Raw genomic sequence first — 16781 nt, 5'->3', positions numbered from 1 at the left:
GACGGCCATGCTCACGCCGTCAGCGCCGCCAACCGCTTGGCAAGCGGCTCCCGAGAGGGGCTTGCCAGCAGCGAGGCCAGGGCCAGGCGTGCCTTGCGGGCACTCAAATCGGGCAGCGAGATGGCACCCGCTGCCTCGAGGCTCGCAAGGCTGCCCGGGAATTCGTAACTCTGATGCACCGGCCCGCGGTGACAGTGGCTGACCACCACCACCGGGAAGCCGGCACGTACTGCGCTTGCCACCCGATCGACCCAGCCTGGCGGCACATGACCGCGCCCCAGGCCTTCGATCACCAGCCCCCTGGCGCCATCCTTCAGCGCGAGGTCGACCAGTGTCGGTGCGGCATCGAGATAAACGGGCAGCAGATCGACGCGCGGCAGGTCATCCAGCAACTCGGGAAGGGCCGGTCTGATGGCTCGTCTCTCTGGCACCGGACGGCTATGCAGATGAACGCGCTCGCCGTCGACGTAGCCAAGTGGGCCAGCACCCGGTGAAGCGAACCCATCCACCTGGAAACTGCTGACCTTGCGCACATCTCGCGCGGCGAACAGAGATTGATTAAAGGAAACCAGTACACCGAAACCTCGCACCGCCGTGGCGGCAGCGGTCAGTAGCGCATCGGCCAGGTTGCGGAATGCATCGGTGCCCGGCTCATGTGGAGCGCGCTGTGAGCCGGTGATCACGCAGGGCACGTCGCAGGACAAGGTGATGTCGAGAAAGTAGGCGGTCTCTTCCAGGGTGTCCGTGCCGTGGGTGACGACCACACCGTCGACGTCCTCGCGGTCGGCGACACGCTGGCATTGGCGATGCATCTCCAACAGGTCCGCGCTGGTAATCGCATTGCTTGGCTTCTGGAACAGCGAGTGGACTTCCACCGAGAGCGCCGCACCTGCCGGCAGCGCGACCTTGTCGAGCAACTGCTCGCCGTGCAGCGCACCGGAGATACTTCTCCCGGATACATCCTGCTCACTAGCGATCGTTCCACCCGTTGTGAACACCACGATATGTCGTCCCGTCATCTCGCATCCTGTTGGTATCGCCCTCACCACATCAGACATCTGATGTCTGATATCTGCCATCATGCTAGACTCAAATTTGCACAATGTGCAAGTTCGAGGGGTGGAAGAGTCTCTAGCCTGTAGAGTGATGACCACTTTGAGTAAGCTCGCCCAGACGTGCGCTCGCCTTTCGCCGACCTTGTGATTACCGAAGCAGAACACCGACAACACAACGAGACGCCAGCATGAGCCTCAAACGACAGCCCAACGCGGCACTTCAGCATGAAAGCATCACGCGATTCGGCCCATCCAGAGGTAGCCCCTCTCAAGTGAGCCCTTCACACAACGAGCCTTTCGGCGGCTCGCTAGAACGCAGCTCCATCGCCTTCCAGATTCTGGAACGCATCAAGAGCGCGTTGATTCGTGGCGAGTTGAAACCCGGGGACTACCTGCCCTCAGAGACCGAGCTGACCCAAAGCCTGGGTATCGGCAAGTCGAGCGTGCGGGAGGCAATCAAGATGCTGCAGGCCATCGGCATCGTTGAAGTACGCCGTGGCCAGGGCACCATCATTCGTCGCGAGCCGGGTGATCCACTGGTCGACCCCATGGCCTTTGGCATGATTCTGGCGCGCGGCATGACCCGTGATGTGCTGGAGTTCCGCCAGATGTTCGAGCCGGCCTACACATTGCAGGCCATGCACAACGCAACACCGGAGGATCACGCGCGCATACAGCGCAGCATCGACGCCATGGAATCCGCGATAGCCAATGGCGAGCAGACGTCGCACCACGACGTGGCCTTTCACCGGGCGATTCTGCATGCTACCCACAATCCGATGACGATCAGGGTCGGAGAGACCTTGCTGGAACTGATCGAGGCCGCCCTCGAGACCTCGATGCAGACCGACCCGACCACCGCGCTCAAGGACCACAAGGCGATCTTCAAGGCGTTCAAGGCCGGCGATGCCGAGCAGGTTCAGGATGCGATAGCGGTTAGCCGTGAAAGCTGGGAGACCACTCTCACCTACAGGGAGTGACGCTACCCACCACCGGAATGGCCCAGACCAGGTATGTCAACGCATGTCGACGATTGAAGTCGACTCCGCTTTCACGTACTTTTCTGGGCCTCGAATCACGCCGCCCCGATCAGACGGGTGCGATATTCACACTGCGGGAACACTCGATGGCTGGCCAGACAGCAGGTTACCTACTTAGCGGCATCATCCGCATGAACAATCTGGCTCCGCTGCTTCCCGAGTTCACACGGTTCACCCAACTGTCGCGCTGGCCCAAGCGAGTCGATGCGGTGATCGGCTGGGGGTTGAAACCGACCTCCGAACCCGCCAGGCAATACGCACGGAAACACGCCCTGCCCTATATCGCCCTGGAAGATGGCTTCCTGCGCTCGCTGGGCCTTGGCGCCGATGGTTATCACACCCACAGCCTGGTGGTGGATCATAGCGGCATCTACTACGACGCCTCGCGCCCATCCGACCTGGAAACCCTGATCCGCGAGGCACCGTTTTCGGCTGACGAGCTGGCCCGTGCGCAACACGCCATGGCGTTGCTGGCCCGCCATCGGCTGTCGAAGTACAACCATGCCCCGGATCGTCCACTACATGCCTGCGACCGGCCGCGCGTGCTGGTGGTCGACCAGACTCGTGGCGATGCCTCGATCCAGTATGGCGTTGCCGATGCCGACACCTTCGACTCCATGTTCGAATGTGCCCTCGCCGAGCATCCCGAGGCCGATATACTCGTCAAGGTGCACCCGGATGTCATCGCCGGAAAAAAGCAGGGGCACCTGCTGGAGGCGGCACGCCAGCACCCGCGCTGCCAGCTGATCGGCGAAGACGTCAACCCCTGGGCACTGTTCGATGCCGTGGATGCCGTGCATGTGGTGACCAGTCAGCTCGGTTTCGAGGCGCTTATGGCCGGCAAGCCAGTGACCTGCCATGGCCTGCCGTTCTATGCCGGCTGGGGGCTCACCCGCGATCGACAGAACTGCCCGCGCCGCGCAGTCGAGCGCAGCCTGGCCCAGGTGTTCGCCGCCGCCTTCCTGCGCTATAGCCGCTACGCCAACCCCTACACGGGTGAACCCACCACTCTCGAGTCGACCATTGCACTGATCAGCGATCAGCGCCGCCAGCACCAGCGCCTGGCCGGCAACTGGCACGCCGGTGCCTTCACGGAATGGAAGCGCGGGTTCGTCGACGACTTCCTCGGCAAGTCGGCGCAAGTCACCCACCACGACACGCTCACCCAGGCGGCCCACGCCGGACAGCCCGGCGACAACCTGCTCGCCTGGTCGAGCCAGGTCGATACAGCGCTGGAAAACGACTGCGAAGCCCGTCAACTCTCGCTTTGGCGCATGGAGGATGGTTTCATTCGCTCGGTGGGGCTCGGCACGGATCTCACGCGGCCACTGTCGCTGGTGCTCGACAGCCAGGGCATCTACTACGACCCCGGCCAGCCCAGCGACCTGGAACGACTGCTCAACGACAGTGACTTCGACGCTGAACTGCTGGCACGCGCCGCCGCCCTGCGCGAGCGGCTGGTCAGGCTAAAGCTCTCCAAGTACAACGTGGCGGGCCAGCAACTGCCGGCCCTGCCAGAGGGCAAGCGCCGCATACTGGTGCCCGGCCAGGTGGAAACCGACGCCTCGATCCAGCGCGGCTCACCGGATGTGCGCACCAACAGCGCGTTGCTCGCGGCGGTGCGCGAGCGCCACCCGGATGCTTGCATCCTCTACAAGCCCCATCCCGACGTGCTTACCGGGGCGCGGGTCGGCCTGCTCGACGATACCGCCAGGCGCCTGTATGACCTGGATGTCGGCACGGTTGCCATCAGCGACCTGCTGGAGGTGGTGGACGAGGTTCACACCATGAGCTCGCTGACCGGTTTCGAGGCCCTGCTGCGCGGTCGACGGGTATCGACCTACGGCATGCCCTTCTACGCCGGCTGGGGGCTCACCGAGGACCGCCAGCACAATCCCCGGCGGCAGCGCAAGCTCTCCCTGGATGCGCTGGTGGCAGGCACCCTGCTACTCTACCCGGGGTATGTGGATCCTGCCTCCGGCCAGCTCTGCAATGCCGAAACCACTGTGACGCTGCTGGAAAAGCAGCGCGCGCGCGGTGCGTCGCCTTCGCTGAAGACATGGCTGTATCGCTGGTACCGCAATACATTCATTGGAAGGCGCTGACGTGGCACGCTCATTTCTGTTTCTCCAAGGGGTCTGTTCCCCGTTCTACCAGCAGCTTGGCGAGCGTCTGACACGTGATGGTCATCATGTCACCAAGGTGCACTTCAATGGCGGCGACACCCTCTACTGGTCACGCGACGCCGGCAAGGCCGTGGCCTTCAAGGCGCCGCTTTCCGAGCTGCCCGGGTTTCTCGACAGCCTCTACCAGCGCCACGCCATCACCGACCAATTGATCTTCGGCGATCGCCGCCCGGTGCACCGCCCGGCCATCGAGCGGGGCAAGGCGGCGGGCGTGCGCAACCATGTCTTCGAGGAAGGCTATTTTCGTCCTCACTGGATCACCCTGGAGCGCGACGGCGTCAACGGTCACTCGCTGCTGCCCCGCGACCCCGCCTGGTATCTCGACACCGGCAAGGCGTTGCCCAAGGCCCCCTCTCCCCGCGAGTTCCAGTCACCGTTCAAGGTGCGTGCCGTACATGACGTGCGATACCACCTGGCAAGCCTTGCCAATCCCGTGATGTTTCCGCGTTATCGCAACCATGCCCCGATCACCGCCCCGGTGGAGTACGCGGGTTACATCAAGCGCTTCACCCAGCTACGCTTCTGGAAAGCACAGGACGCTCAGCGTATCCTTGACCTGGTGGCGAGCAAGCGCCCGTATTACATGCTGCCCCTGCAGCTCAACAGCGATGCCCAGATCCGCGACCATTCGCCGTTCGCCAACATGCAGGAAGTGATGGACCGGGTGATGGGCTCTTTCGCCGAACACGCACCGAGCGATGCCCTGCTGTGCATCAAGAATCACCCGCTGGACATGGGCCTTTCCCACTACGCCAGGTGCATCCGCAAGCTCCAGCGCTACTACGGGCTGGAGGGACGTATCGTCTACCTGGAATCGGGCAACCTCAACGTGCTGCTCAAGCACGCCGCCGGCACCGTTACCGTCAACAGCACCGTGGGTATTGTCTCCCTCCACCACAAGACGCCGACCATGGCCCTGAGCGACCCCATCTACCATATGGCGGGCCTGACCTTTCAGGGCGAACTGGACGAGTTCTGGCACCAGCCACCCAAGCCTGATGCCAGGCTGTATCGCTGTTTCCGTGATACGGTCATTCATGCCACCCAGCTCAACGGTGGCTTTTATTGCCAGCCCGGTATCGAGCTTGCCGTGGAGAACGCCTCGCGGGTACTCGAAGCCGAACGCTCACCACTCGAGAAACTGCTGGGGATTGGCTTGTGACCACACGTTGCGTACTGATCACCGGTGCCACCGGCGCCATCGGCGGCGCCCTGGCGCGCGAATATGCAGAGCCTGGAACCCGGCTGATCCTGCATGGCCGCAAGCAAGAGGTGCTCGACGCCCTGGCCAGCCAGTGTCGCGAGCGGGGTGCCGAGGTCGAGCTCGCAAGCGTCGACCTCACCGATGACTCGGCCCTGCATGCCTGGCTTGACGACCTCGCCTCCCGAGGGCTTCCCGACATCGTGATCGCCAATGCCGGCCGCAACACCCACGTGGGCCGAAAGCCAGGCGAACTCGAGCCCTGGCAGGAGGTCAGCGACCTGCTGGCCATCAACCTGCGCACCCCCATGGCCATGGCCAATACCCTGGCCCCGCGCATGGCGGCGCGCGGCTCGGGTCAACTGGTGTTCATCAGCTCGCTTGCCGCCTGGCATGGCCTGCCCATCACGCCGAGCTACAGCGCCAGCAAGGCCGGCATCAAGGCCTTTGGCGAAGGCCTGCGCGGCTGGCTGGCCCGCCACGGCGTGGGCGTCAGCGTGGTGATGCCGGGATATGTCGAGTCGGCGATGTGCGATGGCATGCCGGGCCCGAAACCGTGGCTGTGGGCGCCCGAGCGCGCCGCCCGGGTGATCAAGGCGGGCGTGGCGGCCAACAAGGCGCGCATCAGTTTCCCGTTCCCGCTCAATGTCGGCTGCTGGTGGCTAGCCGTACTGCCGGCAGGCCTATCCCAATGGCTGCTGCGCAAGCTCGGCTATACACGCCGCCCGAGGAGCCAGCAGGAATGAGTGCATGCTAGGCGCCTGGTTGCCGCCGCTGCTGGTTGGCCTGGCGGTCACCCTGATCATCGAGGCGCTGTTGCGACCGCCGGTGCCAGCGCCCTGGCGGCGTCCGCCCAGTACCCTGGCCGTGCATCTCGGCAGTTGGCTTGCGCTATTCGCGTTGTGCCTTCTGGTGCTCCAGAGGCCGTGGTTTGCTCTGGTGCTGATCGCCTCGCTGCAACTGGTGGTGGTGCAATCGAGCAACACCAAATCGACCACCCTGCGCGAGCCGTTCATCTGCCAGGATTTCGAGTATTTCCTCGATGCCATCCTGCACCCCAGGCTCTACGTGCCGTTCTTCGGCATTGCGCTGGCGATTGCCGCCAGCACCGCGGGTGCACTCGCCATCGCCGCCTTCCTGTGGTTCGAGCCTTCGCTTTCCACCCGCCATGGCGCCACGGCATTCCTGGCCACCTGCGCGATGCTGTCGGTCGCCGCCGTGCCGCTGCTGTGGTGGGGACTTCGTCATCTGCCCAAGTGCACCCTGAACCCCCAGCAAGACCTCGAACGCCTCGGCCTTGCCAGCGCCCTCTGGGCCTATGGCCGGCTTGCGCTCACGCCGCTCGACACCGAACAGCTGGACTCGCCGTTTGCCGCGCCCAAGGCGCGCCCAGACGCCGAACAGGCCCACCTGCCGCATGTCGTCGCGGTACAAAGCGAATCCTTCTTCGACCCTCGCCCCTGGCACCCGGGCGTGCCAGGCGACCTGCTGCCCGCATTCGATGCACTGAAACGCGATGCCCTGGCCCAGGGGTCACTGCAAGTACCGGCCTGGGGTGCCAACACGGTGCGTACCGAATGCGCCTTTCTCACCGGCCTCGACGAACAGGCGCTGGGCATCCACCGCTTCAACCCTTATCGCCAGTTGGCGCGCCGGCCGGTACCCAACCTGGTCGCCCGCTTCAAGGCGCTTGGTTACCACACCGTGTGCGTGCACCCTTACCCGGCCAGCTTCTATTTGCGTGACCGGGTGATGCCGCGCTTGGGGTTCGACGAGTTCATTGATTCAGCACATTTTTCCGACAATCAACGCGATGGGCAGTACATTGCCGACCTTGCCGTTGCCAACAAGGTTGGAACCTTGCTCAAGGACAGCGATAATGAGCCGTTATTCGTATTCGTAATCACCATGGAGAATCACGGGCCACTGCACCTGGAACGCCCCATACCGCCGGACGCACCGACGCTGGAAGCGCTCGAGGGAACCGCCCAGCCGGGGCAACACGCCGCCACCGACGACTTGCGCGTCTACCTGCGTCACCTGCGCAATGCCGACGGTATGCTGGATCTCCTGCGCACGGCACTGGTGCCATCAACGCCGCATTCACGCCATGGGGTGCTCTGCTGGTATGGTGACCATGTACCGATAATGCCAGCCCTCTACCAACAGGTTGGCGAGCCCAGCGGCGAGACGAGCTACGCCATCTGGTCGAGTCGCACGAGCGCGATACCGCAGACTCGCATCCATGCCGAGCCCATCGACGTATCGATGCTAGGCGTGGCATTGCTGGAACGGGTCATGGAGATGGGCGATCAGCGTGATGCAATTGATCGACATGGTGCAAGTGATCGACATGATGAATGTGATCAAGGTGTATGTGATCCACAAGATGCAGTAGGGCAGACCCAGAACCATCAGGAGCAAGAATGACTAAACGCGTTGCCATCATTGGCGCCGCCCATCGTTTCCCTGGTACCACACCTGAAACGTTCTGGCAGGACCTGCAAGCCGAGAAAGACCTGGTGACCCGTGTCGCCGAAGACCGCTGGAGCCAGGATGCCTATCAGCATCCCGACAAGCGCCACCCCGGCACCAGCGTGACCTTCGCCGCCGGCAGCCTTGGCGACATCAGCGGCTTCGATGCCGGGTTCTTCGGCATCTCGCCGCGCGAGGCCGCCAACATGGACCCGCAGCAACGCATGCTGCTGGAGCTGGCCTGGGAAGCCATGGAAAATGCTGGCGTGCTGCCTTCGCGGCTGCGCGGCAGCCAGTGCGGCGTGTTCATCGGGGTGGCGAGCCTCGATTACTCTTACCGCATGGCCGACGACCTCGAGGCCATCGACGCCTCGACCGCCACCGGCAACACCTCCAGCATCGCCTCGAACCGGCTCTCCTACGTGTTCGACCTGCACGGCCCGAGCATGTCGCTGGACACCGCCTGCTCCTCGTCGCTGGTGGCCTTCCACCAGGCGTGCCAGGCGATTCGTGCCGGTGAGACCGACATGGCGCTGGCCGGCGGCATCAGCCTGCACCTGCACCCCTACGGTTTCATCATCTTCTCCAAGGCCAGCATGCTCTCGCCCACCGGGCGCTGCCAGGTGTTCGACGAGGCCGGCAATGGCTACGTACGCTCCGAAGGCGCGGGCTTGTTCCTGCTCAAGGACTACGACCGCGCGGTGGCCGATGGCGATCGGATCCTCGCCGTGGTGGCGGGCTCCGCTGTCAACACCGACGGCCACAAGTCGGGCCTGACGGTACCCAACCCCAAGGCGCAGATCGCATTGATGCGCCAGGCCTATGAAAAGGCAGGCATCTCGCCGGACGAAATCGACTACCTCGAAGCCCACGGCACCGGCACCGCGGTGGGCGACCCCATCGAGACCCGCGCCATCGGCGAGGCGCTGGGCAAGCACCGCACCACGCCGCTGCTCATCGGCTCGATCAAGAGCAATGTCGGCCACCTGGAAACCGCTTCCGGCGTGGCGGGCCTGGCCAAGGCGCTGTACAGCGTTCAGCACCGCGAGGTGCCGGCGACCATCGGCATCCGCAAGCTCAACCCGCGCATCAAGTTCGACGAGTGGAACCTGCGCGTGGTCACCAAGGCGCATCCGCTCAAGCCGCAAGGCCGGCTGGTGGTGGGGGTGAACTCCTTCGGCTTCGGTGGCGCCAACGCCCATGTGATTCTTGAAAGCCCGCCGGAACCGAGCGCTGCCGAGTCGGCCCACGCCGCTCCCCACGGTGAGCTGCCGCTGCGGCTCTCGGCACGCAGCGAACCGGCGCTGAAAGCCATGGCCGGCGAGCTCGCCGAGTGGTTGAAGCGCAGCGATGCCAGCCTCTACGACATCGCCCATACCCTTGAGATGCATCGCGATCATCACCGCGAAGGTGCTCTGCTGTACGCCGAGACCAAGACCCAGGCGGCGGAAATGCTTGCCGCCTGGGCAGACCCCGAAGCCAGTGAAACGGCCATGGGCGTGGCACGCGGCGAACGCCTGCCCAACGCCCAAGGCCCCGCCTTCGTCTATGCCGGCAATGGCTGCCAGTGGGAAACCATGGGTGCCGAGCTGCTGGCGAGCGCCCCGGTGTTCGCCGCCGCCGTGGACGAAGTCGATGCGCTCTTCCAGCAGCATGGCGATTTCTCGCTGCGCGCCGAACTCGAGGGCCGCAATGGCAGCGACCGCCTGGCACTCACCGAAATCGCCCAACCGGCGCTGTTCGCCGTACAAGTCGGCATCACCGCCCTGCTGCGTCATCACGGCATCGAAGCCACCGCGGTGACCGGCCACAGCGTGGGTGAAGTGGCCGCCGCCTGGGCCGCCGGGGCGCTGAGTCTCGCCGACGCCGTAAAGGTCATCTACTACCGCAGCCACTATCAGGGCAAGACCCGTGGCCAGGGCGAGATGACCGCCGTGGCGATGGGCGCCGAGGCCATCGGCGAGGTGCTCGCCGACCCCGCCTACCAGGGTGTGCACCTCGCCGGCGTCAACAGCGCCAACGGCGTCACCCTCGCCGGTGCCCCGGACGTGCTCGAGCGCCTGGAGCAACGGCTCGGCGAGCAGGGCACCTTCGCCAAGCGCCTGCCGCTGGACTACGCCTTCCACAGCCCAGCCATGGACTCCATCGAAGGCGGTGTGGTCGAATCGCTGGCCGCCATCTCACCAAGCGAGACGCACCTGCCCTACGTCTCCACGGTATCCGGCGGGGTGCTGACTGGCAGCGAACTCGGCGCTACCTACTGGTGGCACAACATCCGCAAGCCGGTGCTCTTTGAAGCCGCCATACAGACGCTGATCGACGACGGCATCAACGTCTTCATCGAGATCGGCGCCCACCCGATCCTGCGCCGCTACCTGACCGACACGCTGCGCGAACACAAGCGTGACGGCCTGGTTATCGGTACCCTGGCACGCGACAAACCCGCCGCCCAGTGCATGCAGGACGCGCTTGGCCAGACGCTGCTGTCGGGCATCGAGTTCGATGTCTCGCGGCATTTCCCAGTGGTGGGACACTTCGTCGAACTGCCCCGCTACCCGTGGCAGCGCGAACGCTACTGGGTGGCCGGCACCAGCGATGGCCAGGGCCTGCTCAACCGCTACTACGAGCACCCCCTGCTCGGTTACCGGCTTGCCCAACAGGCCAATACCTGGGAGAGCCAGCTGGATACCGGCCGAGTGCCATGGCTTGCCGACCATGTGGTCGGTGAAGGCGCGGTATTCCCGGGTGCCGGGTTCGTCGAACTGGCGCTGGCCGCCGCCCAGCACGGCAAGGAGACGCCGCTGGTCGATGTCGAAGAACTCGAGATCCGCGCCCCGCTGCTGCTCGATTCCGCCAACGGGCGTCGCGTGAGGGTGCACCTGAACGCGGAAGATGGCCGCGTGGAGATCCACTCCCGCGAGCCGGTGACCGGCAGCGACTGGCAGCTCAACGCCGTGGCCCGCGTCATGCAGCAGAGCCGTGGCTTCCTGCTGCGCCGCCAGGCACCGCCACGCCCGGCCCGCGACGCCGACGTCACCCTGGCCGAGCACTTGGCCATGGCCGAGCAACTGGGCCTGCACTACGGTCCGGCCTGCCAGGCGATCAGCCAGGCCTGGGTCGAAGGCGACAGCGTCATCGGCGACATCGCGCTGAACGACACCCTGAGTGCCAGCCTCGACGCCCTGCACCTGCACCCCGGCATCCTCGACAGCGCCTTCCAGCTGTTCATCCCGCTGCTGGCCCTGGAGGCGCGAGCGCGTGGCCTGGATACCGATGGCCTGGCCTTCGTGCCGGTGCGCGTCGGCCGCGTGCAGTTCCAGCCCGGTGCCGGCACCCCGGTACTCGCCCATGCGCGCATGGGCAAGCGCTCGCCGCACTCCTTCACCGCCGACTTCGAGCTCTTTGATGCCCAGGGCCGCGCCATCGCGGTGCTCAGCGAAACCCGCTTCAAGGCGATCCGGCTCAAGCGCCAACTGCATCAGCGCTTCAGCTACCTGGATGTCGAGCTGACCCCGGCGCCGCGCCACCTCGACGCCACCGCGCTCGACCTGGCGCCACTGCATGCCGCCATGCCCCACCTGATCGACGATTTCGCCAGGCTCACCGGCCAGCGCTACGCCACCGAGGTCGACCCACTGCTCGATAGCCTGACCGACGCCTTCGCCGCCCAGGCACTGCGCGAACTGGCCGGCGGGTCGCACCTCAGCCATGCCCGCTACCGCGAGCTGACCCGCCACCACTTCGCTAGCCAACCGCTGCTCGACCAGCTGCTGCGCCTGCTGGTCAACAACGAGCGACTGGTGGAAAGCGAACAGGGCTGGGCGCTGGTCGACGATGACGACAGCGTGGATGCCGCCACCATCTGGCAGCTTCTGGTACGCGACTACCCCGACTACTTCGCCCCGGTGCAGCGCATGGGGCGTTTGGGCCTGCACCTGCCGGCGATGCTGGAAGGCCGTGAGGATGCCGAGACCCTGGGTCTTGACGCCAATGTCCTGGCGCAGCTCAACCGCCAGCTGATCGACACCCGTGGCTGGCAGGCACTGGCTGGCGTGCTGTACGAGGCACTGCCGGACGTGCTCGCCAAGCTTCCCGCCGGGCAGCGCCTGCGCCTGCTCGAAGCCGGCCCCGCCGCCCCGGCCCTGGGCGAGCGGCTTTGCGACCTGCTCGACCCCGACCGCTGCGACTACCGCATCCTGACGGTGGGCGACCACGCCTGGCACCACGCCGAGCAGCTTCAGGAGCGCCACCCGCTGATCGATATCGAAAGGCTCGACGCCCTGGATGCCGACGCCAACCCGGCGCAACTCGCTCTGGTCAGCCTCGATGTCAGCCACCGCGAGCGTAACCGCCGTCTGCTCCAGGCTTTGCCCCAGCGCCTGGCGCCCGGTGCCCAGCTGTTGCTACTTGGCGTACATCCCAGCGCCTGGCTCGACACCCTGCTGGCCACCCCCGGCCTGCACGATGACGGCACCACCCTGCATGCCACCGAGCAGGCCGAGGTCATCGCCACGCTCGAAGCCCTGGGAGCCAGCAAGATTCAGCCGATCCCCCTGGAAGACGAAAGCCGCGGCGCCTACCTGCTCTACGCCCGTCTGGAAAATCGGGGACAGACCCCGATTTCAGGCGAGTGGGGAAATGGGGGTCTGTCCCCGATTTCCTACCAGCTGGTAGCCGACGCTGAAAGCCTGGCCGTGGCCGAACAGCTCGCTCAGGCGCTCGAACAGCATGGCCAACAAGCGCGGGTCGTCTCCTCATGGGCCGAGGAAGCCGCCCCGACCATCATCGACCTGCGCAGGGGCGATACCCGCTGCGAACAAGCCGCCCAGTGGGCACAGTATCTGGAACCCTTCGGCGAAAAGGCTTCGTTGTGGCTGATCACGCGTGGTGTAGCGGGCATGTGGGGAAATTGGGGACAGACCCCCATTTCTTCCCAGCAGGGAAATGGGGGTCTGTCCCCGATTTCCCTTTCCCCGCCCCTGGACGCCGCGCTGTGGGGCTTCGGCCGTTCGCTCGCCAACGAGTCCACTGGCTACGCGGTGCGTCTGCTCGACCTGCCAGCCGGCGACACACTCGAACCGGCGGTACTCCAGGCGCTGCTTGATGAACTGATCCAGCCCGATGCCGAGACTGAGATCGTGCTGGACGAGGCGGGCAAGCGTTTCGCCACACGTCTGCGTAGCCTGCCGGCGCCCAGCCCCGAGCAGCCGGCATCGGCCACCGCTCGCACCGCCATGACACTCGGCTTCGCGATGCCGGGCCAACTGCGCAACCTGGCCTGGACCGCGGCGCCGCTACCCAAGCCCGGCACGGGGGAAGTGGAAATCCAGGTACAGGCCACCGGCCTCAACTTCCGCGACGTGATGTACACCCTGGGGCTGCTTTCCGACGAAGCCATCGAGAACGGCTTCGCCGGCCCCACCCTGGGGCTCGAGTTCTCCGGCACCGTCTCCGCCGTGGGGCCTGGCGTCGGCAACGTCGCCGTGGGCGATGAGGTGGTCGGCTTCGGCCCGGCAAGCTTCAGCGACAGGCTGATCGCAAGCCAGCACGCCATCGCGCCGCTGCCCGAAGGGGTGGGCTTTGCCGCCGCCGCGACCATTCCCACCACCTTCTTCACCGTCTACTACGCCCTGAAGCACCTGGCGCGCCTGGCGCCGGGCGAAAAGGTCCTGATCCATGGCGCCGCCGGCGGCGTGGGTATCGCCGCCATCCAGGTCGCCCAGTGGCTGGGCGCCGAGATCCACGCCACCGTGGGGTCGGCCGAGAAACGCGACTTCCTGCGCCTGATGGGCATCGACCGTCTCTACGACTCGCGTTCGCTGACCTTCGCCGAGGAGATCCTCGACGCCACCGATGGCCGTGGGGTCGACGTGGTACTCAACTCCCTGGCGGGCGAGGCGATCAACCAGAACCTGCGTGCCCTGCGCCCGTTCGGCCGCTTCCTGGAGCTTGGCAAGCGCGATTTCTACGAGAACACCCATATCGGGCTGCGTCCGTTCCGTAACAACCTGAGCTACTTCGGCATCGATTCCGACCAGTTGATGAAGGAGCAGCCCGAGCTGACCGGCCAGCTGTTCGGCGAAATGATGGCGCTGTTCAACGACGGCACCTTCAGCGCCCTGCCCTATACGGCGTTCAGCACCCAGCAGGTGGTCGAGGCGTTCCGCTACATGCAGCAGGCCCGCCAGATCGGCAAGGTGGTGGTCACCCACGAGCAGGCGCTCAGCGCCGACATCCAGGGTGGCAACCTGTCGAGCGACACCCTGGCCCTGCACGCCGATGCCAGCTATCTGGTCACCGGCGGCCTGGGCGGCTTCGGTCTGAAGACCGCCCAGTGGCTCGCCAGCCGAGGCGCCCGCCAACTGATTCTGGTCAGCCGCAGCGGCGCGGTGAGCGACGAAGCCAAAGCCGGCGTTGCCGAGCTCGAAGCCCAGGGCGTGACGGTCAAGGCCGCCGCCTGCGATGTCACCAACCGCGAAGCGCTGGCCGCCCTGCTCGATGAATGCCGCGCCGAGATGCCGCCACTGCGCGGGGTGGTGCATGCCGCCACGGTGATCGACGATGGCCTGATACGCAATCTCGACGCCGAGCGCATCCGCCGCGTGCTCGCGCCGAAGATCGACGGTGCCCGTCACCTGGATGCCCTGACCCGTGACGAGTCGCTCGACTTCTTCGTCATGTACTCCTCGGCCACCACCTTGTTCGGCAACCCTGGCCAGGCCAACTACGTGGCCGCCAACCATTGGCTCGAGGCGTTGGCCACCAGCCGCCGCGCGCGTGGGCTTCCCGCCAGTTGCCTGCGCTGGGGGGCCATCGAGGACGTCGGCTTCCTGGCCCGCAACACGCGCACGCGGGATGCCCTGCAGGAACGCCTGGGCGGCTCTGCCTTGCGTTCCGACGACGCCTTGCGCGTGCTGGAGCAACTGCTGGTGCATGGCAAGCAAGGCGGCCGAAGCCTCGGGGTGCTGGAGCTGGACTGGGGGGCGCTGGCGCGCTTTTTGCCCACCGCTCAGAGCCCGCGCTTCAACGAGATCGCCCGGGCAGCCGAGGACGATGGCCGTCAGGACGACGGAAGCGACAACCTCGCCGAGCTGTTTGCCACCCTCTCCCCCGAGGAGTTGCACGGCGCGGTGACCGACCTGCTGCGCGGCGAGCTGGCGAGCATCCTGCTGATCGAAGAGGACAAGATCGACCTCAACCGCTCGGTCTACGACATGGGCTTCGACTCGCTGATGGGCGTGGAGCTGATGACCGCCATCGAATCGCGCCTGGGTATCCAGGTGCCGGTGATGGTGCTCAGCGAAGCCTCCACCCTCGACAAGCTGGCGGGCGTGCTGATCCACAAGCTGCAACAGCAAAACGCGGGTGATCACGACGAAGAAGCCGGCGCCGACGACATGGCCGCCCTCGCCGCCCGCCACGGTGCCGACGGGCTCGAAGCCGACGAGGAAACCGTGGAGGGTGCCGCACGATGAGTGAGCGTCGCGCCGACCTCAAGCAGCAGCTGCTGACCCAGGCCCTCAAGCGGGGACGGCCACGCGCGGCGGAGCCAACGGCAAGCGATGGCGGGTCCTTGCCTGGCGGGCCGGCCAGACGCCAGCCGGTGCCCGAACGCTTCACGCGCTTCGATGCGCACCCTGGCTATCAGCAGATTGAGATGATGCGCGAAGGGGCGCGCAGGCTTGGCCTCACCGACCCCTTCTTCAAGGTTCACGAAGGCAATGCCGGGGCCACCTCGGTGATCGATGGCCGCGAATACCTGAATTTCGCCAGCTACAACTACCTGGGCTTTTCCGGCGACCCCCGGGTCAACCGCGCCGCCTGGGACGCCGTGGAACGCTATGGCACCTCGGTTTCGGCCAGCCGCGTGGTATCGGGCGAGCGCCCGATCCATGGCGAACTGGAGCAGGCTATTGCCGATGCCTACCAGGTCGAGGATGCCGTGGCCTTCGTCAGTGGCCACGCCACCAATGTCTCCACCCTCGGCTACCTGATGGGGCCGAAGGACCTGGTGCTTCACGACGAGTACATCCACAACAGCTCGCTGGTCGGCGCCCAGCTTTCCGGCGCGCGGCGCATCTCCTTTGCGCACAACGACGCCGGTGCCCTGGAGGCGCTGCTGGCCCGCCATCGCGGCCAGTTCGAACGCGTATTGATCGTCATCGAAGGGCTCTACAGCATGGACGGCGACGTGCCGGACCTGCCGCGCTTCATCGACATCAAGCAGCGCCACCAGGCATGGCTGATGGTCGACGAAGCGCACTCCTTCGGTGTGCTGGGGGAGCATGGCCTGGGCCTGCGCGAGCATTTCGATGTACCCGCCGGCGACGTGGATATCTGGATGGGCACCATGAGCAAGGCCATGGCGGGGTGCGGTGGCTATATCGCCGGTTCGCGTCCGATGGTCGAAACGCTGCGCTACCTGGCTCCCGGCTTTCTCTACAGCGTCGGCCTGCCCGCCCAGGTGGCCGCTCCCTCGCTCAAGGCACTGGAGCTGATGCGCGAAGAGCCCGAGCGGGTACACCGGCTGCACGCCGTCTCGCGCTACTTCCTGGAGCAGGCCCGCGGCATGGGGCTGGATACCGGCCACAGCATTGGCGCCGCCGTGGTACCAGTGATCGTCGGCAGTTCGCCGCTCGCCGCCGGGCTATGCCATGCGCTGTTCAAGCGTGGCATCAACGTGCAGCCCATCCTGCACCCCGCCGTGCCGGAAAAGAGCGCACGCCTGCGCTTCTTCCTCTCCTGCGAGCACACCCACGAACAGATCGACCAGACGCTGGAGGCGCTGGCCGAGGAGCTATCGCTCAACCGACCCTGACATCCT

At 65.7% G+C, this 16781-nt stretch carries 8 protein-coding genes; 7 read left to right on the top strand and 1 reads right to left on the bottom strand.

Features of this window, described 5'->3' with window-relative positions; translation table 11 throughout:
- Positions 1-11: 11 nt before the first annotated feature.
- The gene (locus tag C6V82_RS02055; protein ID WP_102589228.1) at positions 12-1019 is read right to left on the bottom strand and encodes an asparaginase; all 1008 of its coding nucleotides are present in this window, start codon (positions 1017-1019) and stop codon (positions 12-14) included.
- 224 nt (positions 1020-1243) lie between these two features.
- Here C6V82_RS02055 and C6V82_RS02050 point away from each other — a divergent pair, with 224 nt between their 5' ends.
- The 7 genes from C6V82_RS02050 (at position 1244) to C6V82_RS02020 (ending at position 16775) form a co-directional block, all read left to right on the top strand.
- Positions 1244-2035, top strand: a complete 792-nt coding sequence (locus C6V82_RS02050; protein WP_102589227.1) for a FadR/GntR family transcriptional regulator — start codon at positions 1244-1246, stop codon at positions 2033-2035.
- A 146-nt stretch (positions 2036-2181) separates the two neighbouring features.
- Positions 2182-4200, top strand: a complete 2019-nt coding sequence (locus tag C6V82_RS02045; protein ID WP_102589226.1) for a capsular polysaccharide biosynthesis protein — start codon at positions 2182-2184, stop codon at positions 4198-4200.
- A gap of 1 nt (position 4201) precedes the next feature.
- Positions 4202-5443 carry a capsule biosynthesis protein gene (locus C6V82_RS02040; RefSeq protein WP_102589225.1) on the top strand — a complete coding sequence of 414 codons (1242 nt, stop codon included), beginning with the start codon at positions 4202-4204 and terminating at the stop codon, positions 5441-5443.
- A complete protein-coding gene (locus C6V82_RS02035) occupies positions 5440-6228 on the top strand; it encodes an SDR family NAD(P)-dependent oxidoreductase (RefSeq protein WP_102589224.1) in 789 nt (262 codons plus the stop codon). The genes C6V82_RS02040 and C6V82_RS02035 overlap by 4 nt, the downstream gene beginning before the upstream one ends.
- A gap of 4 nt (positions 6229-6232) precedes the next feature.
- Entirely contained in the window at positions 6233-7912 is a 1680-nt protein-coding gene (locus C6V82_RS02030) for an LTA synthase family protein (protein WP_102589223.1), read from the top strand.
- A complete protein-coding gene (locus C6V82_RS02025) occupies positions 7909-15432 on the top strand; it encodes a type I polyketide synthase (protein ID WP_102589222.1) in 7524 nt (2507 codons plus the stop codon). Before C6V82_RS02030 ends, C6V82_RS02025 begins: the two co-directional genes overlap by 4 nt.
- Positions 15429-16775, top strand: a complete 1347-nt coding sequence (locus tag C6V82_RS02020; protein ID WP_102589221.1) for an aminotransferase class I/II-fold pyridoxal phosphate-dependent enzyme — start codon at positions 15429-15431, stop codon at positions 16773-16775. The genes C6V82_RS02025 and C6V82_RS02020 overlap by 4 nt, the downstream gene beginning before the upstream one ends.
- Positions 16776-16781: the final 6 nt, after the last annotated feature.

Origin of the sequence: Halomonas urumqiensis (assembly GCF_003028575.1) — a bacterium.
GTDB lineage: Bacteria > Pseudomonadota > Gammaproteobacteria > Pseudomonadales > Halomonadaceae > Halomonas > Halomonas urumqiensis.
The sequence above is the reverse complement of the archived record's forward strand: the minus strand, read 5'-3'. Positions and strand labels throughout refer to the sequence as shown.